We start from the raw sequence: 24,394 nt of genomic DNA, 5'->3' as shown, positions 1-24,394 counted from the left end.
GTCAGCGCGCACTTGGTGGCGATCTTCGGTCAGCCGGTGTTCGCCGGCGTGTTCATGAGCGGCGACTACGACGGGCTGCGCCTGCATGAGGCAGGCGCCAACGTCACCACGTCCCTCGGCTACGTGCAGCTGATCGTGGCGATCGTGGTCTGGGTCCGGCTGCGCCGGGTCTGGCCGTTCGTTGGCACGTCGGCCCTGGTGGCGGCCGAGACGGTGCAGTACTTCGCCGGGATGGAAGGTGCGCTGTGGCTGCACTTTCCGCTGGGTGTGGCGACCATCGCCGCGCTCGTCGTGCAGTTCACCGACGTCTGGCGCCGTCCCCTCGGACGGCGACCCGGGCGAGAGCCGCGGACCGTGGCAGAGCAGAAGACCGACGATGAGTGAGCCCGAGGACGAACGGTCAGGCCGTGCCCGTGGAATGGCCAGGCGTCAGGTCCTGGGCGTCGGCGGAGCACTCGGGCTGGTGGCGTTCACCGGGTTGACGACCGCGCGCGCACTGGCCCGCCGACCGGCGAGTACCGGCGCCGAACTGCGCAGCGAGGTGCCGCTGCCGCCCCCGTTCCAGGTGCCGTTGCCGCTCCCGCCCGTGCTGAAGCCGGTCAGCGCCACGGGAGGCATCGACCGGTACGAGATGACCCAGCGGGCGACGACCGCGGAGATCCTGCCCGGTGTGAAGACACCGCTGTGGACGTACGAGGGCACCTTCCCGGGACCGACGATCGAGGCGCGCCGCGGCCGTCCGGTCACCGTGACACACCGCAACAAGCTGCCCGTGCCGGCCGTCGTGCACCTGCACGGCGGACGGACTCCGGCGGCCTCGGACGGGTACCCGACCGACCTCATCCTGCCTGACGGCTGGCCGGACGCCGCCCGAAGGGCGCAGGGCGGCCACGGGGGTCACGGCGGCCATGCCATGAGCGGCATGCACGACCCGCGGGCGGTGGTGACCAGGTTGACGCGGGACTACACGTTCCCGATGGACCAGCGGTCCGCGCTGCTCTGGTATCACGACCACCGGATGGACTTCACCGCCCCCGCGATCTGGCGCGGCCTCGCCGGTCTGCAGATCGTTCGCGACGATGACGAGGACGCGCTCGGCCTGCCCGCCGGGCGACGCGAACTTCCCCTCATGATCACCGACCGGGCGTTCGCCGCCGACGGAACCCTGACCTATCCGGCGCTCGACCCCGACCTGCGCGAGCAGCCGGGTGTCCAGGAGCCCTATCTCGCGGGAGTCCTCGGTGACGTGATCCTGGTCAACGGCGCCCCGTGGCCCGTCCACGAGGTCGACGCGGCGCGTTACCGGCTGCGCGTCCTGAACGCCTCCAACGCCCGCCACTACGAGCTCGAAGCGGTCACCGGCGACGGACGCCGGCTCGATCTCGTTCAGATCGGGGCCGACCAGGGCCTGCTCGCGGCACCGGTCACCCATCCGCGCCTGCCGATCGCACCGGCCGAACGCTACGACGTCGTCATCGACTTCTCGGACGTCCCGGTCGGCGGCCGCGTCACCCTCGTGAACCGGCTGGGCTCCGGCCGCACCAGGGACGTGATGGCGTTCCGCGTCGCACGCAAGGCCGCCGACGACAGCCGCGTTCCCCGCGTTCTCGCGAACGACCTGCCGGCCTGGCGCCGGTCGGACGCCGCCCGGGTACGCGACATCTCCTTCCGCGCCGGGCGCATGCACGGCGGCCACGGATGGCTGATCGACGGGAAGCCGTTCGACCCCGCGCGCACCGACGTCACCACCCGTCTCGGCGATGTCGAGATCTGGCGGCTGGTCGCCGACGTTCACCATCCCGTCCACCTGCACCTGGTCGGCTTCCGCGTGCTCTCGCGCGGCGGCCGGCCGCCGCTCGCGCACGACGCGGGCCTCAAGGACACCGTCTCCCTGCGACCGGGCGAATCGGTGGAGATCATCACCCGGTTCGACGGCTACCGAGGCCGCTACCTCTTCCACTGCCACAACGCCGAACACGAGGACATGGGAATGATGGCCAACCTCGAAATCATCTGACACCGCGAAAGCCCGTTCACACCCATGGAGGAATGGAACATGAGCATCCGCAGATTCGCAGTGGCAGGAGCGACCGGGCGGCTGGGACGCCACGTCGTCGACGTCCTCACTGAACGGGGGCACCAGGTCGTGCCGATGTCCCGGGCCACCGGTGTGGACATCATCACCGGTGAGGGCCTCGCCGAGTCCCTCACCGGGGTCGATGTCATCATCGACGTCGCCTCGTGGCACGCCTCCGACCAGGAGGCGGCCACGGAGTTCTTCCGTACGGCGACCCGCAACCTGCACGAGGCAGGCCAGAAGGCGGGAGTCGGTCAGATCGTCGTCGTATCCATCATCGGCACCGACAAGGCCACCTCCGGCTTCATCGCCGCCCAGCAGGTGCACGAGGAGGACAACCTGTCGGGCCCGCTGCCCGCCCGCATCCTGCGCGCCGCGCAGTTCCACGAATTCGTCGGTCAGCTCCTGGACTGGCAGGACGGCGATGTCGCCTACATCCCGGATTTGCCCATCCAGCTCGTGGCCTGCCGCACCGTGGCCGAGGAACTGGCCGACCTGGCCACCGACCCCGCCGCGCCCGCCCAGCCCGCTCCCGGAACACCGATCCCCGAGATCGCCGGGCCCCGCGTGGAGACCATGGCCGAGGCGGCCACACTCCTCGGCGCGCGCCGAGGCATCACGGTGGTCGGTGTCGACGGCTCCGGCATTCCCGACGGCGAGCTCGCCGCCAGCGGCGCGTTCCTGCCCAGCGCTCACGCCAAGCTCGCCGGTCCCACCTTCCAGGAGTGGCTCGACGCCCAACCCTGACACGGCGTACGCCGATCAATGGCCGACGGAGCCGTTGACCAAGCGACGGCGGCGAATGAGCCGGTAGACCAGGACGGCCACCTTCTCCCAGGGGACGAGCCAGGCGATCGCGATGAGCGCGAGGCCCAGGTCAGCGCGGGTCAGTGCCGTGATCAGCTCTCGCGTGGTGACGAGATTGAGGCCCGTACCGCCCAGGCGGACCGCGAGGCGAATCGGGGTGAGGTTCCAGATCGTGAGGACTGTCTTCCGCACCTGTCATCGCCTCCTTCAGCTGTGCGTCCGGCTGTCCTGGGTGAGCTTGATCAGAGGCTGCGGGCGACGATGTCGCCGTAGGCGGTGGTCGCGTGGATTTCGAGCTCGGCGACGCCGTCGTTGTTGAGGCCGTTACTGATGCGACCGTGGGAGGTGCGGGCGTCCAGGGAGGCCGAGACTCCGGCGGCGGCGCCGACTGACACCTGACCGGCCTGGGTGCGCAGCACGACCGTCCCGCGTACGGCCTCGGCGATGCGGATGTCACCCTTGCCGGTGCTGACCTCCGCAGGACCGTTGAGGCGGCCCACCTCGACATCGCCCGCATCGGTGCTAAGGCGGACGCCGGCGACCTCGTCCAGCTTGATCGAGCCGTGCGCCCCCTGGAACCTGACGTCGCCGAACCGTCCCACGGCCCGGAACTCGGCGCTGGCCGCCGTGGCCTCGACGTGGGATCCGGCGGGCAACTGGACCGTCACCTCGATGGCCCCCGAGGAGCCGAGGACCCGGTTCTTCGCCGAGGCCTCAATCCGCAGGACACCGTCGACGAATTCGATTTCCGCCTGTTCGGCCACCTTCACATCGCGCCCCTTGGAGGCGTCGGCGGGCAGGACCTCGACCAGGGTGTCGGCCCGGTCGGCGGCGATGAACCGCACGCGCCCCGCAGGAATGTCCAGCACGGCGGCGATCGGGCCGGGGGTGTCGAACTTCTGCATCGCGCTCTCCTTGCATCGTCGTTTCGAACAACGCAAACGCTACGTTGCATTCCAAATACTCGCAACTTAATCGTTGCATCAAAATCACGATATAGCAGCTCACATTCTCAATATCGTTGCATGGTACTGAAGTTTAATGCAACATCGATCGCACTGATCATTGCAATGGACTGAAAGTGAACGCAATAGGACCACCCGCCGACACGTGGCCACGCAACAGCGGCGGTGATCTCTACACATTGCAGGCGCCCCGCCGCTTACCCTCGACCAGCGCATGCGACCAGTCGCACTCCGGTCATGCCGTAGGGATGGCCGCTGCAGGCTTGGCGCTGCGCCATGGCGCGGGATAGAAAGATGGCCATGTCCCAGGACGCGGTCGGCCCTGGCGGGCGCGACGCAAACATCGAGGCCGGCATCGATGAGGTCACCTCCGCCATGGTGACGGCGTCACGACTGCTCATCGCCATCTCGGCGCGTTCACTGGCCGCGGTGGAGGAGACCATCACCCTGCCGCAGATGCGGTCGCTGGTAGTGCTTTCCTCGCAGGGCCCGACGAAACTGGTGACGGTCGCCGGTCTGCTGGGGGTCAATCCCTCGACGGCGATGCGGATGGTCGACCGCCTTGTGGCGGCGGGCCTGGTGGACCGGCGCACCAGTCCGGACAACGGCCGGGAGGTCCAGATCCGGCTCACCGAGGCCGGCCGTGCCGTCGTCGACGATGTGACCGCACGACGCCGCCGCGAACTCGCCGCCGTCGTCAGCCGGATGCCGGCCGACCAGCGACATGCTCTGGTGAAGGCGCTGCACGCGTTCAACGAGGCCGGAGGCGAGCCGCCGGTGACCGACTCGGCCCCGCTCGGCTGGGCCTAGGGCCCCCGACGTCCACAGACGACCCGACAGATCCTTACCCGGCTCGCCCCGCCCGCATCATTGCTCTATGCAAAGATGACGCTGGACAAGGTGGGCGAGAGCTCGTCCTCGTTGAACCGTGCGGTGTGGAGGCTCCGTGGGTGAAGGTGACGCAACCTCATCACTGTCGATCGACATCGACTTCACCCAGCACTGCATCGTCCTCAAGCTCACCGGGAGCCTGACCGCCGAGACCGCGCCGCGCCTGCGCCGTTGGTTCGCCAGGATCGGCCATCTGCAGGGAGAGCCGCTGGTGGCGGTCGACGTCGAGGGGTTGCTGCGATGCGATGCCGAGGTCGTCGAGGTCCTGCTGGACGGTGCACGTCTGGTGGTCCAGACGGGCGGACACATGATCGTCGCGGGCGTACCGGACCACCGAATGCCCGGCACCGGGAAGCACAACGAGCACACCGCCGTCTTGGAAACACAACCCACGGTGGCCGACGCCGTTGAGTTGCTCTCCAAACGCCGCCGCCGCTGACCACCTTGACTGCCCCCTTACGCCGCGAAGAAGTCGGTGAGGGCGCTGGCGATCTGGCCGGGGGCGTTCTCGGTGGGGATGTGGTCGGCTCCGGGGATGCGCATGAGGGTGGTCAGCGGGATCTCCATGGCGAACCTCTCGGCGTACTCCACCTTCTCGCAGTCGTCGTCCTCGCCCCAGATCAGCAGCTTGGGCGTCGTGGACCGCCGCAGCGCGGGAACGACCTCAAGGGTGTAGCGGCTTTCGGCCGCGCCCGCCAAGGCCAGCCAGGAGCGGCAGACCCGCGGATCGGTCCACGGATCCAGATAGTCATGCGGACACCGTGGTCATCCCCAGCCGGCAACCCGCCGGCGCACCGGCGCCGCCGACCGTCACCGAGTCCTTGCGATCCGCCCACCAGCGCGGGGCGAGGATCGTCGCCATCTGCACGGGGGCGTTCGCCCTCGCTCAGGCCGGACTGCTCAACGGCCGCAGCGTCACCACCCACTGGCGCCAAGCCGCCCAGCTCGCCGCTGCCTTCCCCGAGGTGCAGGTAGACCAGGACGTGCTCTACGTGGACCACGGCGACGTGGCGACCAGCGCCGGAACCGGGTGCGGGCATCGACCTGTGCCTGCACCTCGTACGTTCCGACCACGGCGCGGCCTACGCCGCCCAGATCGCCCGGAACATGGTGCTGCCGCCACACCGGGAAGGCAGCCAACTCCAGTACGCCGCACAACTCATCCCGGCCAGGACGGACGAGTCACTGGCGCGGCTGCTGGAGTGGGCCGCCTCCCGGCTCGACGCCCGGCTGACCGTCGCCCGGCTCGCCGAACGCGCCGGACTGTCGAGCCGTACTCTCGCCCGGCGGTTCACCGAGCAGCTCGGCACCAGCCCGGGACAGTGGCTGCTCCGCCAGCGCCTCGGCGGTCAACCTGCGCCGCCGCTTCCGAGCGCACCTCGGCACCACGCCCGGCGCCTACCGGCGAGCCTTCGGCCAAACCCGGTAGGCCCCTGCACACGACACTTCTCAACCCCGGTCAGCCGCGGGCTGGCATAGCCTCGTGGTTTGATCATCCGGGCATGAGGCGATTGGAGCATTTCCCATGGTCAGCGTCAGCATCGAGACGTCAGAGCAGATCGAAGAACGTCTGCGACGCGTGATCGCCGCAGCCGACTTCGTCCGGCATGAGGGAGTCTGGTGCTTCCGGGAGTTCCCGGCCCACCACCCGCCGACGCTCACAGCCGACACGCTGGCCGTGGTAGGTGATCAGGACAGCTGGAGCTGTCTCGTTCCGGCCACCGCCCAAGAGAGCGGCGACGTCGAACGATTCGGTATCTTCTCCTTCCATTTTCCCGACCGGTCGGACAACAGCGGCTTCGTCGGCTGGCTGGCCACCCACCTCAAGTCGCGGCTGGGCACAGGCGTCTTCGTCGTCTGCGGCAGCAACCGCTCCCGTGGCGGCATCTACGACTACTGGGGATGCCCCATCGGCTTGATCGACGACGTGACCGAGGTCATCGAAGACCTCCGCGCCCACTGACCAGACTCAGCGACACCCGTGAAGCCATTGACGTGGAAGAGGGCCGGCGTGAGGCCGGTGAGCCGCTTGAACTCACGCGTCAGATGCGCCTCGTCGCTGAAGCCGCTCACCGCAGCCGTCCGGACAGGCGACCATCCATCGGTGAGCAGCTCTTCGGCGTGGCGGAAGCGGAACACGCAGGAACGGCGTTCCGGCCGCCGGGTCGGGAGTTCGCCTGTTCGGGTGCCGCAACGGAACGCCCGCCGTTCGAACGCGACCCGTCCCGGCCGGGGGATCCACCGGCCGTTCGCGGTGACTAGGCTTCCGTGTTTCGCGCACGGGGAGATGGCGGCGGGCGCGCGGTCGCGCGGGAGAAAACCCGGCGACGTCGTGAACGGCCCCCGCGATAATGGTCGACGTGAAAGAGGTCGAGGTCGTCGTCGCCCATCACGAGTGCGCGACCCTGCGCGTCGGCGAGGTGTTCCTGAAGATCGACGCTGATCAGACGCGTACCGACGTCGAGGTGGAGGCGATGGCCCTGGCGCCGATCCCGACCCCGCAGGTCCTGTGGCGGAAACCGCCCGTGCTCACGCTCGCCGCTCTCTCCGGCAAGGCACTCGGCCGCCTCGGCGAGCCGTCGACCGCGTCGCCGGCGGCCTGGGCCGCAGCGGGCGCCGCCGTACGGAAGCTGCACGACGCACCACTGCCGCCATGGCCCGGTCGCAGTCCCGACCGGGTCGCATCGCACATCGACGGCGAATGCGACTGGCTCATCACCAACGGCGTCCTTCCCGCCGACGTGGTCACGCGCCACCGCGGGATCGCCGAGGCCGCACTCCGGCCATGGACACCGGTGTTCACCCACGGCGACCTCCAGGTCACCCATGTGTTCGCCGACGGTGACGAGATCACCGGAGTGATCGACTGGTCCGAGGCGGCCCAGGGCGATGCCATGTTCGACCTGGCCACCTTGACACTCGGACACCGAGAACACCTCAGCGACGTCATCGCAGGCTACGGCACCGACGTCGACCTCGACGTGATCCGCGCATGGTGGTCGCTGCGCACCCTGCGGCCGATCCGCTGGCTGATCGAGCACGGCTTCGACCCCTCCGCGCCCGGCTGCGAGATCGACATGCTGACATCCCAACTGTGAACCGCACATGCCTGGCAAGCTCACTGAAGAGCGCTTCTGCCGCTGTTCTGGTTGTACGGCAGGGTCGCTGGCGTGGGGTTTCCTCCATGGCGAACCACCGATCGAGCCCCGGGCGCGGGGCGCTCCTTGGCCGAGGATCGGCAGCACTCGCGCTAGGTTCCGCGGTTTCGTTTGCGTGCCTTGCGGTCCTTGTTGAAGTACTCCTCTGCCGTATAGCTCGAAGCAGGCCGGGACGAGCCGAGGACCTTCACAATCAAGGATCCGATGCCGTCCACGGTGCCACCGATGATCACCAGCATGACCTGCACGAGAAAGAGGACAACAGCGGCACCGATGAAGAACAGGATGACGATGCCGACGAGCTGCAGAAGATCCACGCTAGGCACCCCTCACACGTCTTTGCACCGAGCGTAGGCATCGTCAGCCGTCGACTCCACCCCAGCGACCGAAGCAAGGCCGGGCACAGCAAAGACAGCATCATGGTCAACGGCGTCAAGCACTTCGCCACCTACCTGGAGGCGGCGCTGCAACGACTGCCGGCGTCAAGGCCACACTCATGAGTCCCGATCACGACGGCGTCTTCCAAGGCATCCTGCGCACCGAACTGCACCACCGGCTTCTGACATAGAGCCGACGACGGTCGGGATGCCCCGGGCACGTCGCCAATCTGGACCGGGTGCCCGCCGCGCAGGCCCGTGCTGTGATCAACGCGTTTTCGGAATCGGCACGACGCACGGGCGTCGGCATAGACCCAGATGGCCGTACACACCCACGGGTTGCAGTCGTTGTGGGCTTCAGCGGCTTACGGCGGTCTCCCGTTCTACACCTGAGAGCTTCTCGGGATTGCGCACGCCGTACAGGCCGGTGATGAGGCCGTTGTCGATCCGCACCGCCATCGCGCCGTCGATCTTCCCGTTGACGCGGATGAGCAGTCCGGGGCGACCGTTGATCTGCACCAGCTCGACCGATCGTTCGGCATCGTGCGTCCACCAGCGGGCCAGCAGGCGGGCCACCTTGTCGGCTCCCACGAGGGGCTGCGGCAGGGTGTGCTTGATCCCGCCGCCGTCGCCCATGGCGACGACGTCGGGCGCGAGAATGTCGAGCAGGCATTGCAGTTCGCCGGTTTCGACCGCTTGCTGGAAGGCCTTGAGGGCGGCTCGGTTCTCGGCCGGGGTGACGGTGCCGCGCGGTCGGCGGGCGGCGACGTGCGCCCGGGCCCGGTAGGCGGTCTGGCGTACGGCCGCCGGGCTCTTGCCGACCGCCTCGGCGATCTCGTCATAGTCCAGGTCGAACACCTCACGCAGCACGAACACCGCCCGTTCGATCGGCGCGAGCGTCTCCAGTACCAGCAGCATCGCCATGGAGATGCTGTCGGCCAGTTCGACGTCCTCGGCCACGTCCGGCGCGGTCAGCAGCGGCTCGGGCAACCACGACCCGACATAGGACTCCTTGCGCCGGCCGAGCGCGCGCAACCGGTCCAGCGCCAGCCGGGTGATGATGCGCACCAGATAGGCGCGCTCGTCCCGTACGTTCGCCAGATCGACGCCCAGCCATCGCAGCCAGGTCTCCTGCAGGAGGTCCTCGGCGTCGGCGGCCGAACCGAGCATCTCGTAGGCGACGGTGAACAGCAGGTTGCGGTGGGCCATGAACGCCTCGGTGGCCGTCGTTGGTTCGCTGTGGGCGCTCATACCCGCTCCTGCATGTTGGTTCTTGGTCCCCATGCGCACTAGACGCCGGCTCCCACCGTTGCGTAACACGCCCGGTCGATGACCTATGTCACATAGCCACGCTGTTATGGGGCTATGGGCGCCGTCGTCTCGTGTACGTCAGGACGTCGCGCGAACAAACCGGGCGGCACGCGACATCACGAGCCGGGGGAAGGTCTCGCCATGCCCATACCCACGTCGACCGCGACTTGCTTCATCCGTTGGGCGGCGCGTCGCTATGAACTGCACGTTTCCGAGCGTGGCCGTGCCGCTCCAACACCCATGGGCACCCGCGTGAGAATCACAGCCGCGCCGGCGCAGCCTGAATCGTCACTGGGCACCACCGGCGAACGCCGTCCCCGGTAGGTGGCCCGCACCGATCACCGCACGGCCTGCTGCTCGCCACCGCGTTCCTGACACGGCGGTCATCGCCTCGCCCGAACCAACACCGGTGACCTCGTCACCGAAAACCATCATCAAGGAGCGATCCCATGTCATCACCGATCGACCTGCCCTCCCCCGCTCACTCGCACCGGGCCGCGCCGCCGCGGTTCTTCGGCCTGATGAAGGCGACCTCGGTGTTCGTGGCCGTCACGATGCTGGTGCAGGGGATCACCGCCGGGCAACTGCTGTCCAACGAGGACGGACGCGGGCTGCACGAGGTCATGGGCAGCCTCGTCACGATCTCGCTGCTCCTCCAGATCATCGCCGCGGTGCTGGTGTGGCGGGTGGGCCGCGGATCAGCGCGGTACCTGGGCTTCAGTGCGCTGCTGCTCGTGTTGACCAGCCTCCAGTTCGCAGTCGGCACCAACGGCAACGTCGCCGTCCACGTCCCGCTCGGCGTCGCGCTGTTCGGTGGGGGCGCCGTCCTGGTGACGCGGGTGTGGTCGGCGCACGCCTGACGACCCACGCCGTTGCGATCAAGGACGCGTCGCTGAGCCGGCTGCCCGGCCTGGCCAGCGACGCCGACTTGAGGCAGGCCCTAAGACCCTCCGGAAAAGGAACATGACGCTCACCGAAACGAACCACCAAGAAGACGCCCGGCCGCCCTCCAAGCAGGGGGCGTTCGCCCGCCTCGCGGGATTCGCCCACCGCCGCAGATGGCTCGCCCTCATCCTCTGGGTCGCGGTCCTGGGCGGCGTCTGGGGCGTCGCGTCGTTCACCGGCGACGGCTACCGCAACGACTTCTCCCTGCCCGGCACCGAGTCGCAGCGGGCGGCCGACCTGCTGTCGGAGCACGGCGCCGCCCGAGCCGGGGACACCGTCGAGATCGTCCTGCACCGCGACACCGGCCTGCGCGATCCCGCCGTCCAGCAGCGTGTGAAGGCCATGCTCGCCGAGGTGTCAACGCTGCCCGAGGTCGGCCAGGTCCGCAGCCCGTACGACGACCAGGGCGCCATCTCCAAGGACGGCACGATCGGCTTCGCCACCGTGGTGCTCGAAGTCGCCTCCGACGACATGCCGAAAGACGACACCCAGCGCATCCTCGACACCGCCAAGAAGGCCGAGGGCGGTGGCCTCCAGGCCGAACTGGGCGGCGACGCCGCCCGGGTGCTCGGCGAGGGCGGCACCGGCTCCGCCGAGGGCATCGGCCTGCTGGCCGCGCTGGTCATCCTCGTCCTGATGTTCGGCACGGTCATCGCCGCCGGGCTGCCCATCATCATCGCCCTGTTCGCCGTCGGCTCCACGGTCGGCGTGATCATCGCCGCGTCGCACGTCTTCACGATCGCCGAGTGGACGCCGCCGGTGATGATCCTGGTCGGTCTCGGCGTGGGCATCGACTACGCCCTGCTCATCTTCGCCCGCTACCGCGCCGAACTCGTCCGCGGCGCAGCCCCCGAGCAGGCCACCGTGAACGCGCTGGACGCCGCCGGCCGTTCGGTCTTCTTCGCCGGCTGCACCGTGATCATCGCCCTGCTCGGCCTCGTCGCGCTCGGCCTCGGTTCACTCCAGGGCATGGCACTGTCGGTCGCCCTCACCGTCCTGGTCACCATGCTGGCCGCCCTCACCCTCCTGCCCGCGTTGCTGGGCATCTTCGGCCGCCGCTTCGCCCGCCAGTTCACAACCCGGGCCGAACGACGCCAGGCCAAGGGAAAGGCCCCCGAAGGCACCACCTGGCGTCGCCTCGCCGCCGTGGTCCAGCGACGCCCGCTGGCCGCCCTCGTCACCGCCGGGGTCCTCCTGGGCGCCCTGGTCTTCCCGGCCCTGAGCATGCGCCTCGGCTTCTCCGACGCGGGCAGCGACGCCCCCGACACCACCAGCCGCCAGGCCTACGACCTGCTCTCCGAGGGCTTCGGCCCCGGCTTCAACGGCCCGCTCCTGCTCGTGACCGACAACGTCCCAGCCGCCGCCGCGGCCGCTCAATCCCTGAGCAGCACCCCGGGCATCCGAACCGTCGCGCCCCCGATGCCCACGCCTGACGGCAAGGCCGCCACGATCCTCGTCTTTCCCGCCTCCGCCCCGCAGGAGAAGGCGACCTCCGACCTGGTCGGCACCCTCCGCGACGACGTCCTGCCCGAACTCTCCGCACGACACGACGCCCAATACCTGGTCGGCGGCGCCACAGCGGCCGCCGAAGACTACGCCGCCAAGGTCTCCGAACGCCTTCCTCTCTTCATGGCGATCGTCGTCGGCCTCTCGATCCTCCTGCTCATGGCGGTCTTCCGCTCGATCCTCGTCCCCCTCAAGGCCGCCATCCTCAACCTCCTCAGCATCGGCGCCGCCCTCGGCGCCATGACGCTGGTCTTCCAGGACGGCTGGTTCGGCGTCGAGTCAGGCCCGATCGAGGCCTACCTCCCCGTCATGGTCTTCGCCATCGTCTTCGGCCTCTCCATGGACTACGAGATCTTCCTGATCTCCCGTATCCACGAGGAGTGGACCCGTTCCAAGGACCCCTCCCACGCCGTACGCGAAGGCCTGGCCCACACCGGCTCCGTCATCACCGCCGCCGCCGCGATCATGATCGCCATCTTCGGCGCCTTCATGCTCAGCCCCGAACGCCTCCTCCAGCAGACGGGCTTCGGCATGGCGGTAGCGATCTTCGTAGACGCCGTCATCATCCGCTGCCTCATCGTCCCCGCCGCCATGGAACTCATGGGCAGCCGAGCCTGGTGGCTCCCCACCCCCGTAGCCCGCATGCTCCCCAAACTGGAACTAGAACGCTCATAACCACGCAGGGGGCTCAGCCCAAGAGCTGAGCCCCCTGCCCTTCACCGCCGAAGGCGTCGGCCAGGTCGCACGCGCATCACCCGGTCTGAGCGAGTCCGCCCCCAACACCTCGACCGGCAGGTCTGCCAGAAGGAACGCGGCAACGTGGTGTCGGGTGGTCATCCGGGTGACCGCCATGGGCGCCAAGGACACCTGGAAGCAACTCCGCACGAACCTGGCCGGTTTCAAGCCCACCGTCCTGGACGACCGTTACAAGAGCGCCCCGCAGGTCGCCCGGCAGGTCGTCGAGGACAGCAGCGGCAAGGCACAGCGTTCCAAAAACGGTAGCCATTCCTGCCAGCCGGGCTCGGCCTCCTTCGCCAAATGGTTCGCCGAGCGCCTCGGCAAGCAGTTCGGCTTCACCCCCGGCGGAAGTCAGGCGGACTCGGTGGGGAGGCCGGCCTCTACCCAGTCCTGGATGCCCTCGCGGTATTTGCGGACGTTGGTGTAGCCAAGAGCGGTGAGCCGGTCGGCGACCTGGCCGCTGTTGGGGCATGCCGGGTTGGAGCAGTAGGTGACGATCGTGGCGTCGCGGTCAGGGAGCAGGGTGGACGCCTGGTCGTTGACGTCGGCCAGTACCAGCTCAAGGGCGCCGGGCAGGTGCTGCTTGGCGTAGTACTCGCCGCCCAGGGCGTCCAGGACGGTGACGGTGCCCGCTTGGATCGCTGCCTTCAGCTCGTCGCGGGTGATGAGTGCGGTCATGCCACTACCTTCCAGAAATGGACTATAGTCCGGTTGTGGCTCACGACGATAACGGACTGCAGTCCGGTTCCGCAACGCCGTTGGAACTGCTGCGCACCCCGCCGCCCAAGGAACGAGCGGACGCGGCCCGTAACCGCGCTGCCGTCCTGGAGGCCGCAGCCAGACTCTTCGCCGAACACGGCGTCGAAGCGGTATCCATGGACCAGGTCGCGACGGCGGCCGGCGTCGGCAAGGGCACGCTGTTTCGCCGCTTCGGCGACAAGTCCGGGCTGGCCGCCGCACTCCTGGACGCCCGAGAACGCGTGCTGCAGGAGGCGATCCTGCACGGACCGCCACCCCTTGGCCCGGGCGCACCGGCCAGTGAACGCCTCGCGGCGTTCATCAACGCCTACCTCGACTACCTGCAGGAGCACCTGGCCCTGATCCGGATGTCAGAGACCGCGACACCCGGCGCCCGCTACCGGATCGGCGCCTACCGGTTCTGGCACCGCCACACAGCGATCCTGCTGGACACCACACCCGACCCCGAACACACCGCCCACGCCCTGCTCGCCGCCCTGGCCGCCGAACACCTAGCCGCACTCCTGCCCGAACTCGGCGAACAACGGATACGAGCCGGCCTCATCCACCTCGCCCACTCAGCACTGCAACCCCCCAACCCGTAAGACAACAATCCCGCCACCAACCACACCTCTCCCGCCCGGCCTTGACGACACGCCACTGACCGGCCCAGGTCCAACATCTCAGCGTTCGGCCAACACGCCCCACGTTCTGCGACCCTCGACCGGATATGTCGGGCATGCGGCTTTGAGCAGCACCATCGACCGCCGAAGGGGCTCGGCCATGACGCCACGGAAGACGGACATCCTCACGGCGGAGGTCGTCTCGGCGCCACCGACCGAGTCGGTGCCGCGGTCACCGGCTGACTACGACCACACCACGGTCAGCAGCAGGTCGCGGCTCTCGCGGTGGTGGCGCGATCTGATCCACGGCCGAGTCTCTTCGGGGCTGTGAGAGGCCGGGCCGAGAGGTGCAGGGCTGGCTGCGTCCGCCGTCACACCACCCGCCGTCAGACCTTGTCGAGGCGGCCCGCCCAGCGGGTGAGCGCCTTGCGCAGCGTGGCGGTGTCGACCGGGTCCTTGCTTGCCCAGGCGTAGTAACCGTCAGGCCGCACCAGGGCGATGGTCTGCTCGCGGTCGGTCCGGCGGGCGATGACGATGTGGCTTGGCAGGTCGATGTCCGCAGCGGCTTCCGGGGCGGCTTCCGGGGCGATCAGAACGAACCGGCCGCCGCGCAGCAGTTCGTACAGGCGTCCCTCAGCGAGCCTGGCGTCGGGGGCACGGCGCCCGACGATCCGGTGCGCACCGCTCTCGGCGCGGTACCTGATGCCGATACCGGAGACCATGAGCGCTGCCCGGTGGGCCACGGGACGCACATGGCTCACCATCGTGCCGGCCACAGTGCGCAGCAGTCTGACGGACCTGCCGTGCAGAATCGCGGCGCGGACCATCGTGCCGCTCATCCGCAACACCAGTTTGCCTACCGCGTGCCGTTCCACCTGATAGGTGTCCAGCAGCGCCTCGTCGGCGCCGTCGCGCAGCACCGCGACCAGCTTCCAGCCGAGGTTGGCGGCATCCTGCAACCCGGTGTTCATGCCCATGGCACCGGCCGGGGAGTGAACGTGCGCCGCGTCGCCCGCAAGGAAGACCCGGCCCACCCGGTACGCCGGCGCTTGCCGCTCGTCGCTGTGGAACCGGGACTTCCACCGGACGTCGTACATGCCGTAGTCGGTGCCGAAGTTGAGCCGCAGCAGTTCCTTGAGCTCGTCCTCCTCCAGCGGCGCGTCGTCGGGAAGCTGGTGGTGACGGTTCCAGCCGGTGATCCGGTAGTAGTCGTCGCCCATCTCGGTGAGCAGGCAGAAGCCCTCCGGTACCGCGTTCACGCTGAACGGCCGCTCCGGACGCCGCGCGAGCTTGACGTCGGCCAGGATCAGCGACGTGAGGATCGACTTGCCGGGGAACGGCAGGCCGACGGCCTCCCGCACTGAGCTGTGCACCCCGTCGGTACCGACCAGGTACTTGGCGCGGAACGTGACCGAGGGGTCCTCCGTACGCGCCTCCACGCCGTCCGCGTCCTGCTCGATCGCGACCACCGTGGTCTCGTACACGAAGGTGACGCCGGCCTCGCGCGCCCTCCGCTCCAGCACCTTCTCCACCTCATACTGCGGGGTGAACAGCACGAACGGAAATCGGCTGGGCAGCCGCGAGGGGTCGAGCCGGGCCGCCTGGAACAACTGCAGCCGGTTCACCGGGTGCCCACCCGCGACGACCTCGTCCGCGATGCCCCGCGCGTCGAACTGCTCCAGCGCCCGGGCGTGCATGACCAGCGCCCGTGAAAGGTTGCTGACCTTGTGCGCCCGCCGTTCGACCAGCGTGACCGCCAGTCCCGCCTCGGCCAGGTCACCCGCCAGCAGCAACCCGGTCGGACCCGCTCCCACCACCAGTACATCCGCGGCATTCATGACGACAACCTCCTGAACCCTTTGCCAACGACTGTTGGCAAACGCCTGTAGGCAGAACGCTAGATCTCCACCCCAGGCCTGTCAACGCCTGTTGGCCAACGAATGTTGGTGTGCTGCAGGGCACCGGCGGAACGTGCCGAGCCAGCGGCCGTCCATATCCACCAGCGCGTCGCCAGGGCCACGCCGCGTGCGCAGCCCTCAACACGGCTGTAGCCAACGCAGACCCGCTGACCGGCGATCATCCTCCCGGCCACGGAGCCGACGCGCCTGGCCCCGCCCGCCGATCCACGCCAAGCTCTACGTCGCTGTCTTGGGATCTCGCCAAGCAAGGCGGCATCGCCCGCCCGAGACCTTGGCGACCAGCTCACCGACTTCGCCCGTTCGCCTCAAGAGTCGTCGGCGGCGAGCAGCTCGGTCGGGACCCCGGCCGTCGTGAGGCCCTGTCGGACCTGCGCCGCAGCACGTCGATCTCGGAGTGGTAACGAAACCCACCCACACCAGTTCTCCGGCGGCCAGGCGCAGCGGATACGTCGCGGCCGGACGGCAGGTGGCGTGGCGTGGCGTGCCACTACCCTGAGGTGGCACAGCCCACCGTCATGTGACACTCTGCTGCCGGGGCGGAACGGGCTTGGGAACAACGGGCTTGGGAAGAACGGGTCGTCGATGTCGGAACCGTTGAATCTCCCGGATTTCGGCACGCGCCAGAACATCCGGGAGAAAGTGGCCGAGGCGCTGCGGGCGGCGCTGGTCGCCGGCGAGATGCGCCCGGGCGTCATCTACTCGGCGCCCGCGCTGGCCGAACGCTTCGGCATCTCGGCCACGCCCGTCCGCGAGGCCATGCTCGACCTGGCCAAAGAGGGCCTGATCACGGCCGTGCGCTACAAGGGCTTCCGCGTGGCCGAGCTCTCCGAACGGGACCTGGACGAGATCAACGAGCTGCGCGGTCTGATCGAGGTGCCCACCGTCGCGAAGATCGCGGCGACGGTTCCGGCCGAGCGCGTCGTGGCGTTGCGGCCGGTGGCCGATGCCATCGTCAGGGCCGCCGAGGACGGCGACGTCCTGGCCTACATCGAAGCCGACCAGGCGTTCCACCTGGAGCTGCTGGCACTGGCCGGCAACGCGCATCTGCTCGGCGTGGTCCGCGACCTGCGGTACCGGGCACGCCTCTACGGCGTGTCCCGGCTGGCCGAGCAGGGCGTGCTCGCCGACTCGGCCCGTGAGCATCTGGCCCTCCTCGACGCGGTGGCCGCCGGCCGAGCCGACGACGCCGCGTCCCTCATGCGCCACCATCTCGACCACGTCAGGGGCATCTGGGCCGACCGCCCGGAGTGAGACTCCCGGGGCGAGCCGTCCGGTGCGGCTCCGGCTGATGCCGGAGGCCGGGACAGGTCCATGCCCTTTCTCCCCGGCGGTACCGCCGGGGAGAAAGATGCGTCACCGGATTCAATACTCGGTGCTGAGGGTTACGCCCGAGAAGGCGCTGTACCCGTAGAGGGTGATGTAGTTGTAGTTGTTCTGGCTCAGCCCGGAGCCGGTCACGGTCACCGTGTCGGCGTTGCCGCTGGCGTTGGAGTACTGGGTGTAGGTGGTGTTGGTGGCCCAGGTGCTGTCGTGGAAGTAGATGTTGGCGTCGCCGGTGCCGCCCTTGGCCTTGACGGTCAGCCTCGTGGTCCCGGCGGGAATGTAGATGGTGAAGGCCTGCGATCCACCGGTGCCGGCCGCGAGCCCGCCGCGCTGGCAGTTCTTGCCCATGACCCAGGTTGATCCGCTGCAGGTGGGCAGCTCTCCGCCGCTGCTGCCGAGCGTGCCGAGCCAGTTGTAGAACTCGGTGTCGAGGTTGAGCGACTTCACGTAGGTGCGGGCGGCGTTCCAGTTGCCCGTCCGGTAGTACGCCAGAATCCGCGCGGTGTCGTTCCAGCGCCGCTCGATCATGAACCGGGACGCCAGGTAGCCCCACTGGTAGATGCGGGCGGTGTCGCTGTTCTCGTACGTCGTGTCGAACAACGTGCTCAGCGAATAGGTGCGCCTGCCGGCCGCCGCGAGCGCGGCGCTGTAGGGAACGCCGCGGTAGTGGTAGGAGATGTACTCGGCGACGCCTTCGGTCCACCAGACGACCGGGGTCTTCTGGCTTTCCGAGAAGGGACCCCAGGTGTTGTACCGGCCGTCGAGGTAGTGGGTGTACTCGTGGTTGAGGTTCCAGATCTCCGTACCACGCTCGAAGGCGATGAAGCGGGGCAGGTTGCCGACCACCGCGGGGTTGCCTTCGAGGTACATGCCGCCGTTGTTGGTGTCGATGCCGAACATCGCTCCGGCGTAGAGCTTGTAGTCGTAGTCGGAGTTGAAGACCACCACTTCGAGCAAGGTGTTGTAGTCGTTCGCGACCGGACCACTGTCCTTGGCGACGTTGTGGAAGTAGGCGTCCTGGTTGGCCAGGCTTGAGCAGGTCGAACTCAGCTGGGACGAGGTCAGGTCCTGAGCCGCGATCCTGAGGCTCGAACTGCAGGTGTGACGGATCCGCAGCACGGAACTGTTCAGCCGCTCGGGCAGGTTACAGGTGCCGTAGTACGAGCAGTTGTCCTGGTCGTAGTAGTTGGCGCGTTCCGCGGTCCACACCCACAGCGTCGCGGTCGGACCGGTCATGGAGCTGCGGCTCAGCAGATCGCGCACCTGCGGCCGGATGGCGGTGCGCTGCGGCTCGTACTGCAGGAACCGGCTCAGCTCGGAGCCCGCGTTGCCGACCAGGGTGCTGTACTCGGTGTTGAGCTGGCCGAAGTTGCGCACGGCGAAGTTGTAGAGCGTGGCCGGGATACCGGCGCTCTGCGCGGCGGCGCCGAAGCCGCTGACGTAGTGCCCGCGGAACGTGACGGTGAAGGCGGCGTTCACGCCCCACTGCATGTTGTAGCCGTAGCTGGTGCGGTAGTTGTCCAGCAGCCGCTTGACCACGTAGAGATAGCGGATGTTCTCCGCGGCGCTGTCGATCAGCGTGACGGCCTCAAGCAGGATCTTCCCGTGGGCCTCGGTGGTGGCAACCGAGCCGCTGCTGGCGAAGAACGCGTCGATGCCGCTACGGGTAGCCGCCGCCAGGTTGGCGCCGTAGGAGCCGGTCTCGTCGGGGTAGTAGTACTCCACGAAGTAGCCGGCGCGCAGGAAGTAGAGAAGCTGCTCTATGCGCTGGCTGTTGTCGCCGGTGTAGGACCGCGCGGTGCCGGCGAAGGCGTTGGCCACCGTCACCATCTGCGACTCGTTCAGGGCCAGGCGCGCGTTGTCTCCCCGCACGTTGTACAGGTCGCTGATGCAGCTGATATCCGCGTTCCTGACCGCGTTGACCAGCGCGGCACCGGTGTTGCGGGTGAAGACGGAGATGTCGCAGGCGGCTGCCGCCGCTTTCGTCTTGGGTTGCCCGTGGTCGGTCGGCGCGGGCAGTGGCGGGCGGTTCTTGACGGGCGTCTTCTCGTGCAGATGGGGCGGAGACGCGTCCTTGGCGCCCACAGGCGGCGCGGCCGCCGGGTTGGGACGGGGAGACGGTGGTGCGGCCTCCGCCGGACCCGGCACCGCGATCAGTGCCGCGACGAGGGCCATCAGGGCGGGAGGCAAGAGCGATCTTCGCATGTGCCACTCCGGGGGTGGGAGAGGGCGGACCGGCCCCCGAATCTCGGTCAACCCATCGGACGTGTGCCATGTAAAATTGCACATGTAACACTAGGAGGCAAGGCCCAGTTTGCGGCGAAGCGAACCGCACGACGGCCGTCCGGACCGCGGCTCACCACACAGCGGGTGGTTCCGCAGGTAGTGCGGCGAATCAGAGGTCTGAATCCCACCCGGTTCGCTGGACGTGCGTCGGTTCCGCGCTGGGGCGACCACCGATCGCATGGGCTTCGGCTGGGGTGATGAGGCGGGCGGCGTAGCCGCGGGTGTACAAGCACCCCGCCCCGCCGCCGAGCGCCACCTCAGAGGATGACGACCTCCAGGGTGCGGGGGCCGTGCACGCCCTCGACCCGGTTCAGCTCGATGTCGCTGGTGGCCGACGGACCGCTGATCCAGGTGAGCGGCCGCGCCGGGTCGAGCCGTTCGAGGGCCTCGGGGACCGTGCGGACGATCTGGTCGCGGCGGACGACGCACAGGTGGTGATCCGGGACGAGGGTCAGCGCGCGGCGGCCCTGATCGGGCGAGCCGTCCAGGATGATGGTGCCGGTCTCGGCGATCGCCACCGCGCAGCCGGTCACGACCCCGTCGAGCGCGTCCAGTTCGGCGGCCGACAGGGGCGGGTCGTCTCCGACGGTCTCGATGCCGGTGAGCCAGTCCGCGGGAACGCCCGGCGGCACGACGATGCGGCCGTCCCGGCGTGACAGCAGGTCGGCGACCGGGGTCTCGGTGTGCACGATCGCCTTGTAGTCCTCCAGGCGGTCGATCAGCAGGTCGACGATGCCGGGACCGTTGCGAGTGCGCTGGTAGTCGCGGGGAACGGCCACGTCCTCGGGGCGTTCACCGGAAGGCACGTCGGCCAGCGCGGCCCGTATCTTCGCAAGGATCTGCTCGCGGGTGCTCATCGGTTGCGCTCCCACCACTCGCGGAACGACTCGGGCGGCGGCGCGGGCACGTCCCGCGTATCGGTCCAGGCCGCCAGGGGGCCGGGTAGGCGCCGGGGCGTGAGCCTCCGGAAACGGCCCGCCGTGCGCTGGGCGCGGGCGAGCATCGGGGGCGACTCGAAGACGCGCCGGGCCGCCGCCATCACGAGCCTCTCCGCCTTGTGACCTCCGGACGCGGCGACCTTGGCGCGCAGGTCGAGCAGCACCTCGGGGATGTTGATCTCGACGGGGCAGACGTCGTAGCACGCGCCGCACAACGTCGAGGCGTACGGCAGCGACTCGTCCAGTGCGGAGGACATGCCGCGCAGTTGCGGCGTGAGGATCGCTCCGATAGGCCCGGGGTAGACCGACCCGTAGGCGTGGCCCCCGGTCCGCTCGTACACCGGGCACACGTTCAGGCATGCCGAGCAGCGGATGCAGCGCAGCGCTTGGCGTCCGACCTGGTCGGCGAGGACGTCGGTGCGGCCGTTGTCGAGCAGGACGAGATGGAACTCCTGGCCCTCGGCGGCTCCCGTCCACGTCGAGGTGTAGGGGTTCATGCGCTCGCCCGTGGACGAACGGGGCAGGGTCTGCATGAAGACTTCGAGGTCCCGCCAGGTCGGCACGAGCTTCTCGATACCGACGACCGAGATGAGCGTTTCCGGGAGGGTCAGGCACATGCGTCCGTTGCCCTCGGACTCCAGCACGACCAGCGTCCCGGTCTCGGCGACGGCGAAGTTGGCGCCCGAGATGCCGACCTTGGCCGACAGGAACCGTTCCCGCAGATGGAGGCGGGCCGCCTCGGCAAGCTCGGCCGGATCGTCCGCGAGGTCGGCCGGGGCGGGCCGCCCCCACTCCGACATCGCCCGGCGGAAGATCTCGCGGATCTCGGCCCGGTTGCGGTGGATCGCGGGCACGAGGATGTGGGACGGCCGGTCGTCGCCGAGCTGCACGATCAGCTCGGCGAGGTCGGTCTCGTAGGCGGTGATCCCGGCGGCGGCCAGCGCCTCGTTCAGCCCGATCTCCTGCGTCGCCATCGACTTGACCTTGACGACCTCGCTCTCGCCGGTCGCCTTCACCAGCGCGGTGACGATCCGGTTGGCCTCGGCCGCGTCGGCGGCCCAGTGCACGTGCCCGCCCGCGTTGACGACGGCCGTTTCGAGCTGTTCCAGGTAGAGGTCCAGGTGGCGCAGCACCCGGTTCTTGATGGCCGCGCCAGCCGCGCGCAGCTGCGTCCAGTCGGGCTGCTCGTCCACGGCAGCGGCCCTCTTGCCCCGGATCGTGTGGGTGGCCTTGTGGAGGTTGTGCCGGAGCTGCGAGTCACCGACCGCCCGCATGGACGCCGCCGGGAAGGCGGGCATGCCAACGAACGTGCCTTTCATGCCGGTTCCTCCTCGGTCGAGGCGAGGATCTGCGCCAGGTGCATGATCCGGACTCCCGCACGCTGGCGCCGCATCGTCCCGCCGATGTGCATCAGGCAGGAGTTATCGGCCGCGCACAGCACCTCGGCGCCTGTGTCCAGGACGTGGCGTACCTTGTCGGTGCACATGGCGGCGGAGACGGCCGGGTTCTTCACTGAGAACGTTCCGCCGAAGCCACAGCACTCATCAGCATCGCCCAACGGGACCAGGCGCAGGCCGCTGACCGCCGACAGCAGCTTCTCCGGCCGCGACCCCACACGGAGCGACCGCAGCGAATGACAGGTCGGGTGGTAGGTCACGGCGTGCGGGAAGTAGGCCCCCACATCCACAACACCCAGTACGTCGACCAGGAACTCCGACAGCTCGTACACCCCCGACGGCGGCTGGACGCCCAGCACCGGATACCACTCCCGCACCATGGCGGCGCACGAACCGGACGGCACCACCACGGCGTCATATCCCGCGAAGATCTCGCCCACGCGGCGTGCCAGCGGCTCCGCGTCCGCCCGGTAGCCGGTGTTGAAGTGCATCTGCCCGCAGCACGTCTGCGCGGCGGGGAACTCCACCGTGCAGCCGAGCCGCTCCAGCAACCGCACGGTCGCCCGCCCGGTGCCAGGAAACAACGTGTCGTTGATACACGTCACGAACAAGGCAACGCGCACGGCGTCCCTCACCTCCCTGGTCCATAGACGCGGCGAGCCGTCCCACCGAACATCTGGTAACGCTCGGCCTCACTCAGCCCGGCGGCGGCCTGCTCGGCGAGGTCGAGCACTGCGCCTGCCCGGATGTCACCCTGGAGACGACCAGTGCGAACAGGATGATCGCACCGTAGATGGCCTGCTTCCAGTTCCGGCCGTACGAAGCCTGACCCGGCAGATCACAGCCAAGCCACAAGCACGACAGTGAACGAGGCCGCGCACAGCGCGGCCTCGCTCCCGTTCGCAATGTGCCCATGGAACCCGTGGCACGTCTGTCGACGCGCCGCCGCCGTCATTTGGCCGGCGGATGCGACCACCCATGCACCGTGTTCGACGGCTTTGCTGACGCGGTGCGGGGGAGAATTGCTTTCGCTGTGAGCGCCCTTTCCCTTTCGGAACCCGCTCGCTGGCTACGGTGGATCTTGAGACGCCTAGTGTGGAGGGTGCCGCATGGTCGATGACGTCGAGCCGACGGGGATGTTCGAGCGCCTTGTCGAGGTGGCCACGGGCCTGTTCGCCGAGTTGGGCTACGACGCGACCTCGACGGAGATGGTGGCCGAGTCCGCAGGTGTGAGCGTTACGACGGTGCGCGCCGAGATCGGCGGCAAACGCGACATCTACCTTGCGGTCATGAAACAGACCGGCGCGCAGGAGCAGGTGATGCTCGAAGACGCGGTGGCCGAGTTCACGCCCGACGCCGCCGGCGTACATCGCTTTCTTGACCGCTATCTGGACTTCTTCCTGGCCCACCCGTATACAGCCGCCCTGTGGATGCAGCGTCGCCTGTTCGACGCCGCCGATATCGCCGATATGGAGAAGATCTACTCCATACCCCAGTTGCAATTGGTCGCGCAGAAGGTCGGCGGCGCCTTCGGTCCCGGCGTCGACGTGGAGTTCAGCCTGTGGACCGTCGTTTGGTGCGTGCACAGCTTCGTCCAGGGCGGCATCCCCGCACCCGGAGGCGAGAGGCTCGGCCGCCACGACCACCGGACCGTCGCCCGCTTCCGAGCACACCTCCACCACATGGTCGGCCGCATGGTCGGTATCGACGACTGGGATGAATCCTCTGCCCTGGAGTCATGATTCCGGGCGCACGCGGCGGGGCTGATCGCAGCCGCTGCGGACTGGGGTTGAGGCCCGGCTCGACGGACTGGCGGGCCCGGACCAACGTCCGCTGGCCTGTCTCTTCGCCCCACGTATGAGGAGTGCCCCATGTCCGCGTCCCGTCTCCGCGGTCTCACCCGGTCCGGCCTTCTGCTCGCCGCCGCGGCCTGACAGCCACACCGCCGCCTGTCTCGGCCGTCACGGTCAGAGTGGTCCCGGTCCTGGCACGAACTACGCGTTCGACGATCCGTTCACGTCCTCCCGGACAGGGTGGTGGCGGGACGGCCGGTTCAGGATGTTCATCCACTTCGGCGCCTATTCCGGCTGGGAGGGCGCAACCGCGTCAGCAAGCGCCGGGTCAGCGACGCCTCCGCCTGACCGCCGCCACCACGTTCACCGTGAACGGCGCGGAGGTCATGGGAAGTGACCAGCATGTCGCCGTCACCAAGGCCGGTGACGGATAACATCGTCCCTTCCGGCAACCCGACCAACACCGCAGCGACCGTGATCAAGCTGTCGATCACGCCCCCGGCCCGCGACGGCACCGGGCACCGGGACCGGGCTCAAGGCCGAGATCTACGACAACCCCCGCTCTCAGGCGCTCCCAAAGTCACCCGCGTGCACGCCCGCCA

The 24,394-nt window shown here is 68.7% G+C and carries 25 protein-coding genes and 1 pseudogene; 15 read left to right on the top strand and 11 right to left on the bottom strand.

Annotated elements, in window-relative coordinates; all coding sequences use genetic code 11:
- Positions 1–15 precede the first annotated feature (15 nt).
- Genes ABD333_RS40610 through ABD333_RS40600 form a run of 3 tightly spaced genes read left to right on the top strand, consistent with a single transcriptional unit; the run spans position 16 to position 2,824 of the window.
- The gene (locus ABD333_RS40610) at positions 16–384 is read left to right on the top strand and encodes a hypothetical protein (RefSeq protein WP_344547957.1); all 369 of its coding nucleotides are present in this window, start codon (positions 16–18) and stop codon (positions 382–384) included.
- Positions 377–2,017, top strand: a complete 1,641-nt coding sequence (locus ABD333_RS40605) for a multicopper oxidase family protein (RefSeq protein WP_344547956.1) — start codon at positions 377–379, stop codon at positions 2,015–2,017. The genes ABD333_RS40610 and ABD333_RS40605 overlap by 8 nt, the downstream gene beginning before the upstream one ends.
- 39 nt (positions 2,018–2,056) lie before the next feature.
- Positions 2,057–2,824: an SDR family oxidoreductase gene (locus ABD333_RS40600; RefSeq protein WP_344547955.1), complete on the top strand. Its 768-nt coding sequence runs from the start codon at positions 2,057–2,059 to the stop codon at positions 2,822–2,824.
- 15 nt (positions 2,825–2,839) lie between these two features.
- On the opposite strand, the gene ABD333_RS40595 is transcribed toward ABD333_RS40600, so the two are convergent.
- On the bottom strand, positions 2,840–3,076 hold the full coding sequence (locus tag ABD333_RS40595; protein WP_344547954.1) for a hypothetical protein: 237 nt from the start codon (positions 3,074–3,076) through the stop codon (positions 2,840–2,842).
- Positions 3,077–3,126: 50 nt separating this feature from the next.
- Complete coding sequence (locus ABD333_RS40590; protein WP_344547953.1) at positions 3,127–3,789, bottom strand: DUF4097 family beta strand repeat-containing protein; 663 nt, start codon at positions 3,787–3,789, stop codon at positions 3,127–3,129.
- A gap of 360 nt (positions 3,790–4,149) precedes the next feature.
- On the opposite strand from ABD333_RS40590, the gene ABD333_RS40585 reads away from it, so the two are divergent.
- Positions 4,150–4,659 (top strand): MarR family winged helix-turn-helix transcriptional regulator, encoded by a 510-nt coding sequence (locus ABD333_RS40585; RefSeq protein WP_344547952.1) that lies wholly within the window; start codon positions 4,150–4,152, stop codon positions 4,657–4,659.
- Positions 4,660–4,795: 136 nt separating this feature from the next.
- Positions 4,796–5,179, top strand: coding sequence for an STAS domain-containing protein (locus tag ABD333_RS40580; RefSeq protein WP_344547951.1), 384 nt, complete (start codon positions 4,796–4,798; stop codon positions 5,177–5,179).
- Between the two features lie 17 nt (positions 5,180–5,196).
- On the opposite strand, the gene ABD333_RS40575 is transcribed toward ABD333_RS40580, so the two are convergent.
- Positions 5,197–5,439 carry an alpha/beta fold hydrolase gene (locus ABD333_RS40575; protein ID WP_344547950.1) on the bottom strand — a complete coding sequence of 81 codons (243 nt, stop codon included), beginning with the start codon at positions 5,437–5,439 and terminating at the stop codon, positions 5,197–5,199.
- A gap of 62 nt (positions 5,440–5,501) precedes the next feature.
- Here ABD333_RS40575 and ABD333_RS40570 point away from each other — a divergent pair.
- The 4 genes and pseudogenes from ABD333_RS40570 to ABD333_RS40555 all read left to right on the top strand — a co-directional run.
- Positions 5,502–5,711 (top strand): annotated as a pseudogene (locus tag ABD333_RS40570) (DJ-1/PfpI family protein); the annotation flags it as partial.
- A gap of 136 nt (positions 5,712–5,847) precedes the next feature.
- Positions 5,848–6,219 (top strand): AraC family transcriptional regulator, encoded by a 372-nt coding sequence (locus tag ABD333_RS40565; protein WP_344548042.1) that lies wholly within the window; start codon positions 5,848–5,850, stop codon positions 6,217–6,219.
- Positions 6,220–6,265: 46 nt separating this feature from the next.
- Positions 6,266–6,703 carry a DUF6196 family protein gene (locus ABD333_RS40560; protein WP_344547949.1) on the top strand — a complete coding sequence of 146 codons (438 nt, stop codon included), beginning with the start codon at positions 6,266–6,268 and terminating at the stop codon, positions 6,701–6,703.
- A 397-nt stretch (positions 6,704–7,100) separates the two neighbouring features.
- Positions 7,101–7,838, top strand: a complete 738-nt coding sequence (locus tag ABD333_RS40555) for a phosphotransferase family protein (RefSeq protein ID WP_344547948.1) — start codon at positions 7,101–7,103, stop codon at positions 7,836–7,838.
- 152 nt (positions 7,839–7,990) lie between these two features.
- Here ABD333_RS40555 and ABD333_RS40550 read toward each other — a convergent pair whose 3' ends face one another.
- Entirely contained in the window at positions 7,991–8,215 is a 225-nt protein-coding gene (locus ABD333_RS40550; protein ID WP_344547947.1) for a hypothetical protein, read from the bottom strand.
- Between the two features lie 417 nt (positions 8,216–8,632).
- A complete protein-coding gene (locus ABD333_RS40545; RefSeq protein WP_344547946.1) occupies positions 8,633–9,526 on the bottom strand; it encodes an RNA polymerase sigma-70 factor in 894 nt (297 codons plus the stop codon).
- 509 nt (positions 9,527–10,035) lie between these two features.
- Here ABD333_RS40545 and ABD333_RS40540 point away from each other — a divergent pair.
- Together ABD333_RS40540 and ABD333_RS40535 are read left to right on the top strand one after the other, a co-directional pair.
- On the top strand, positions 10,036–10,446 hold the full coding sequence (locus ABD333_RS40540; protein ID WP_344547945.1) for a hypothetical protein: 411 nt from the start codon (positions 10,036–10,038) through the stop codon (positions 10,444–10,446).
- A gap of 103 nt (positions 10,447–10,549) precedes the next feature.
- A complete protein-coding gene (locus tag ABD333_RS40535; protein ID WP_344547944.1) occupies positions 10,550–12,712 on the top strand; it encodes an MMPL family transporter in 2,163 nt (720 codons plus the stop codon).
- Positions 12,713–13,126: 414 nt separating this feature from the next.
- Here the strand turns inward: ABD333_RS40535 and ABD333_RS40530 are convergent, their stop codons facing one another.
- Positions 13,127–13,453, bottom strand: coding sequence for a rhodanese-like domain-containing protein (locus tag ABD333_RS40530; protein ID WP_344547943.1), 327 nt, complete (start codon positions 13,451–13,453; stop codon positions 13,127–13,129).
- Between the two features lie 35 nt (positions 13,454–13,488).
- Here ABD333_RS40530 and ABD333_RS40525 point away from each other — a divergent pair, with 35 nt between their 5' ends.
- A complete protein-coding gene (locus ABD333_RS40525) occupies positions 13,489–14,118 on the top strand; it encodes a TetR/AcrR family transcriptional regulator (protein WP_344547942.1) in 630 nt (209 codons plus the stop codon).
- Positions 14,119–14,296: 178 nt separating this feature from the next.
- Entirely contained in the window at positions 14,297–14,467 is a 171-nt protein-coding gene (locus ABD333_RS40520; RefSeq protein ID WP_344547941.1) for a hypothetical protein, read from the top strand.
- A gap of 55 nt (positions 14,468–14,522) precedes the next feature.
- On the opposite strand, the gene ABD333_RS40515 is transcribed toward ABD333_RS40520, so the two are convergent.
- A complete protein-coding gene (locus ABD333_RS40515) occupies positions 14,523–15,974 on the bottom strand; it encodes an FAD-dependent monooxygenase (protein WP_344547940.1) in 1,452 nt (483 codons plus the stop codon).
- Positions 15,975–16,637: 663 nt separating this feature from the next.
- Between ABD333_RS40515 and ABD333_RS40510 the strand changes: the two genes are divergently transcribed.
- Positions 16,638–17,306, top strand: coding sequence for a GntR family transcriptional regulator (locus tag ABD333_RS40510; RefSeq protein ID WP_344547939.1), 669 nt, complete (start codon positions 16,638–16,640; stop codon positions 17,304–17,306).
- Positions 17,307–17,417: 111 nt separating this feature from the next.
- Here ABD333_RS40510 and ABD333_RS40505 read toward each other — a convergent pair whose 3' ends face one another.
- The 4 genes from ABD333_RS40505 to ABD333_RS40490 all read right to left on the bottom strand — a co-directional run bounded on the left by ABD333_RS40505 (position 17,418) and on the right by ABD333_RS40490 (position 22,622).
- On the bottom strand, positions 17,418–19,583 hold the full coding sequence (locus tag ABD333_RS40505) for a M9 family metallopeptidase (protein ID WP_344547938.1): 2,166 nt from the start codon (positions 19,581–19,583) through the stop codon (positions 17,418–17,420).
- Positions 19,584–19,921: 338 nt separating this feature from the next.
- Positions 19,922–20,521 carry a LutC/YkgG family protein gene (locus ABD333_RS40500; RefSeq protein WP_344547937.1) on the bottom strand — a complete coding sequence of 200 codons (600 nt, stop codon included), beginning with the start codon at positions 20,519–20,521 and terminating at the stop codon, positions 19,922–19,924.
- Positions 20,518–21,921 (bottom strand): lactate utilization protein B, encoded by a 1,404-nt coding sequence (locus tag ABD333_RS40495; protein ID WP_344547936.1) that lies wholly within the window; start codon positions 21,919–21,921, stop codon positions 20,518–20,520. Before ABD333_RS40495 ends, ABD333_RS40500 begins: the two co-directional genes overlap by 4 nt.
- Positions 21,918–22,622: a (Fe-S)-binding protein gene (locus ABD333_RS40490; RefSeq protein ID WP_344547935.1), complete on the bottom strand. Its 705-nt coding sequence runs from the start codon at positions 22,620–22,622 to the stop codon at positions 21,918–21,920. Before ABD333_RS40490 ends, ABD333_RS40495 begins: the two co-directional genes overlap by 4 nt.
- Positions 22,623–23,108: 486 nt before the next feature.
- Between ABD333_RS40490 and ABD333_RS40485 the strand changes: the two genes are divergently transcribed.
- Positions 23,109–23,741 carry a TetR/AcrR family transcriptional regulator gene (locus ABD333_RS40485; RefSeq protein WP_344547934.1) on the top strand — a complete coding sequence of 211 codons (633 nt, stop codon included), beginning with the start codon at positions 23,109–23,111 and terminating at the stop codon, positions 23,739–23,741.
- The last annotated feature ends 653 nt before the right edge of the window (positions 23,742–24,394 follow it).

It is taken from the genome of Actinomadura fulvescens, assembly GCF_039533225.1.
Lineage (GTDB): Bacteria > Actinomycetota > Actinomycetes > Streptosporangiales > Streptosporangiaceae > Spirillospora > Spirillospora fulvescens.
This window is presented reverse-complemented; position numbering and strand designations above follow the sequence as displayed.

Bases quoted from the DNA above. Each gene is read 5' to 3' on its own strand.
- ABD333_RS40605 (WP_344547956.1), top strand. From the start codon at position 377: ATGAGTGAGCCCGAGGACGAACGGTCAGGCCGTGCCCGTGGAATGGCC.
- ABD333_RS40600 (WP_344547955.1), top strand. From the start codon at position 2,057: ATGAGCATCCGCAGATTCGCAGTGGCAGGAGCGACCGGGCGGCTGGGA.
- ABD333_RS40590 (WP_344547953.1), bottom strand. From the start codon at position 3,789: ATGCAGAAGTTCGACACCCCCGGCCCGATCGCCGCCGTGCTGGACATT.
- ABD333_RS40585 (WP_344547952.1), top strand. From the start codon at position 4,150: ATGTCCCAGGACGCGGTCGGCCCTGGCGGGCGCGACGCAAACATCGAG.
- ABD333_RS40565 (WP_344548042.1), top strand. From the start codon at position 5,848: ATGGTGCTGCCGCCACACCGGGAAGGCAGCCAACTCCAGTACGCCGCA.
- ABD333_RS40560 (WP_344547949.1), top strand. From the start codon at position 6,266: ATGGTCAGCGTCAGCATCGAGACGTCAGAGCAGATCGAAGAACGTCTG.
- ABD333_RS40545 (WP_344547946.1), bottom strand. From the start codon at position 9,526: ATGAGCGCCCACAGCGAACCAACGACGGCCACCGAGGCGTTCATGGCC.
- ABD333_RS40540 (WP_344547945.1), top strand. From the start codon at position 10,036: ATGTCATCACCGATCGACCTGCCCTCCCCCGCTCACTCGCACCGGGCC.
- ABD333_RS40535 (WP_344547944.1), top strand. From the start codon at position 10,550: ATGACGCTCACCGAAACGAACCACCAAGAAGACGCCCGGCCGCCCTCC.
- ABD333_RS40530 (WP_344547943.1), bottom strand. From the start codon at position 13,453: ATGACCGCACTCATCACCCGCGACGAGCTGAAGGCAGCGATCCAAGCG.
- ABD333_RS40520 (WP_344547941.1), top strand. From the start codon at position 14,297: ATGACGCCACGGAAGACGGACATCCTCACGGCGGAGGTCGTCTCGGCG.
- ABD333_RS40515 (WP_344547940.1), bottom strand. From the start codon at position 15,974: ATGAATGCCGCGGATGTACTGGTGGTGGGAGCGGGTCCGACCGGGTTG.
- ABD333_RS40510 (WP_344547939.1), top strand. From the start codon at position 16,638: ATGTCGGAACCGTTGAATCTCCCGGATTTCGGCACGCGCCAGAACATC.
- ABD333_RS40505 (WP_344547938.1), bottom strand. From the start codon at position 19,583: ATGCGAAGATCGCTCTTGCCTCCCGCCCTGATGGCCCTCGTCGCGGCA.
- ABD333_RS40500 (WP_344547937.1), bottom strand. From the start codon at position 20,521: ATGAGCACCCGCGAGCAGATCCTTGCGAAGATACGGGCCGCGCTGGCC.
- ABD333_RS40495 (WP_344547936.1), bottom strand. From the start codon at position 21,921: ATGAAAGGCACGTTCGTTGGCATGCCCGCCTTCCCGGCGGCGTCCATG.
- ABD333_RS40485 (WP_344547934.1), top strand. From the start codon at position 23,109: ATGGTCGATGACGTCGAGCCGACGGGGATGTTCGAGCGCCTTGTCGAG.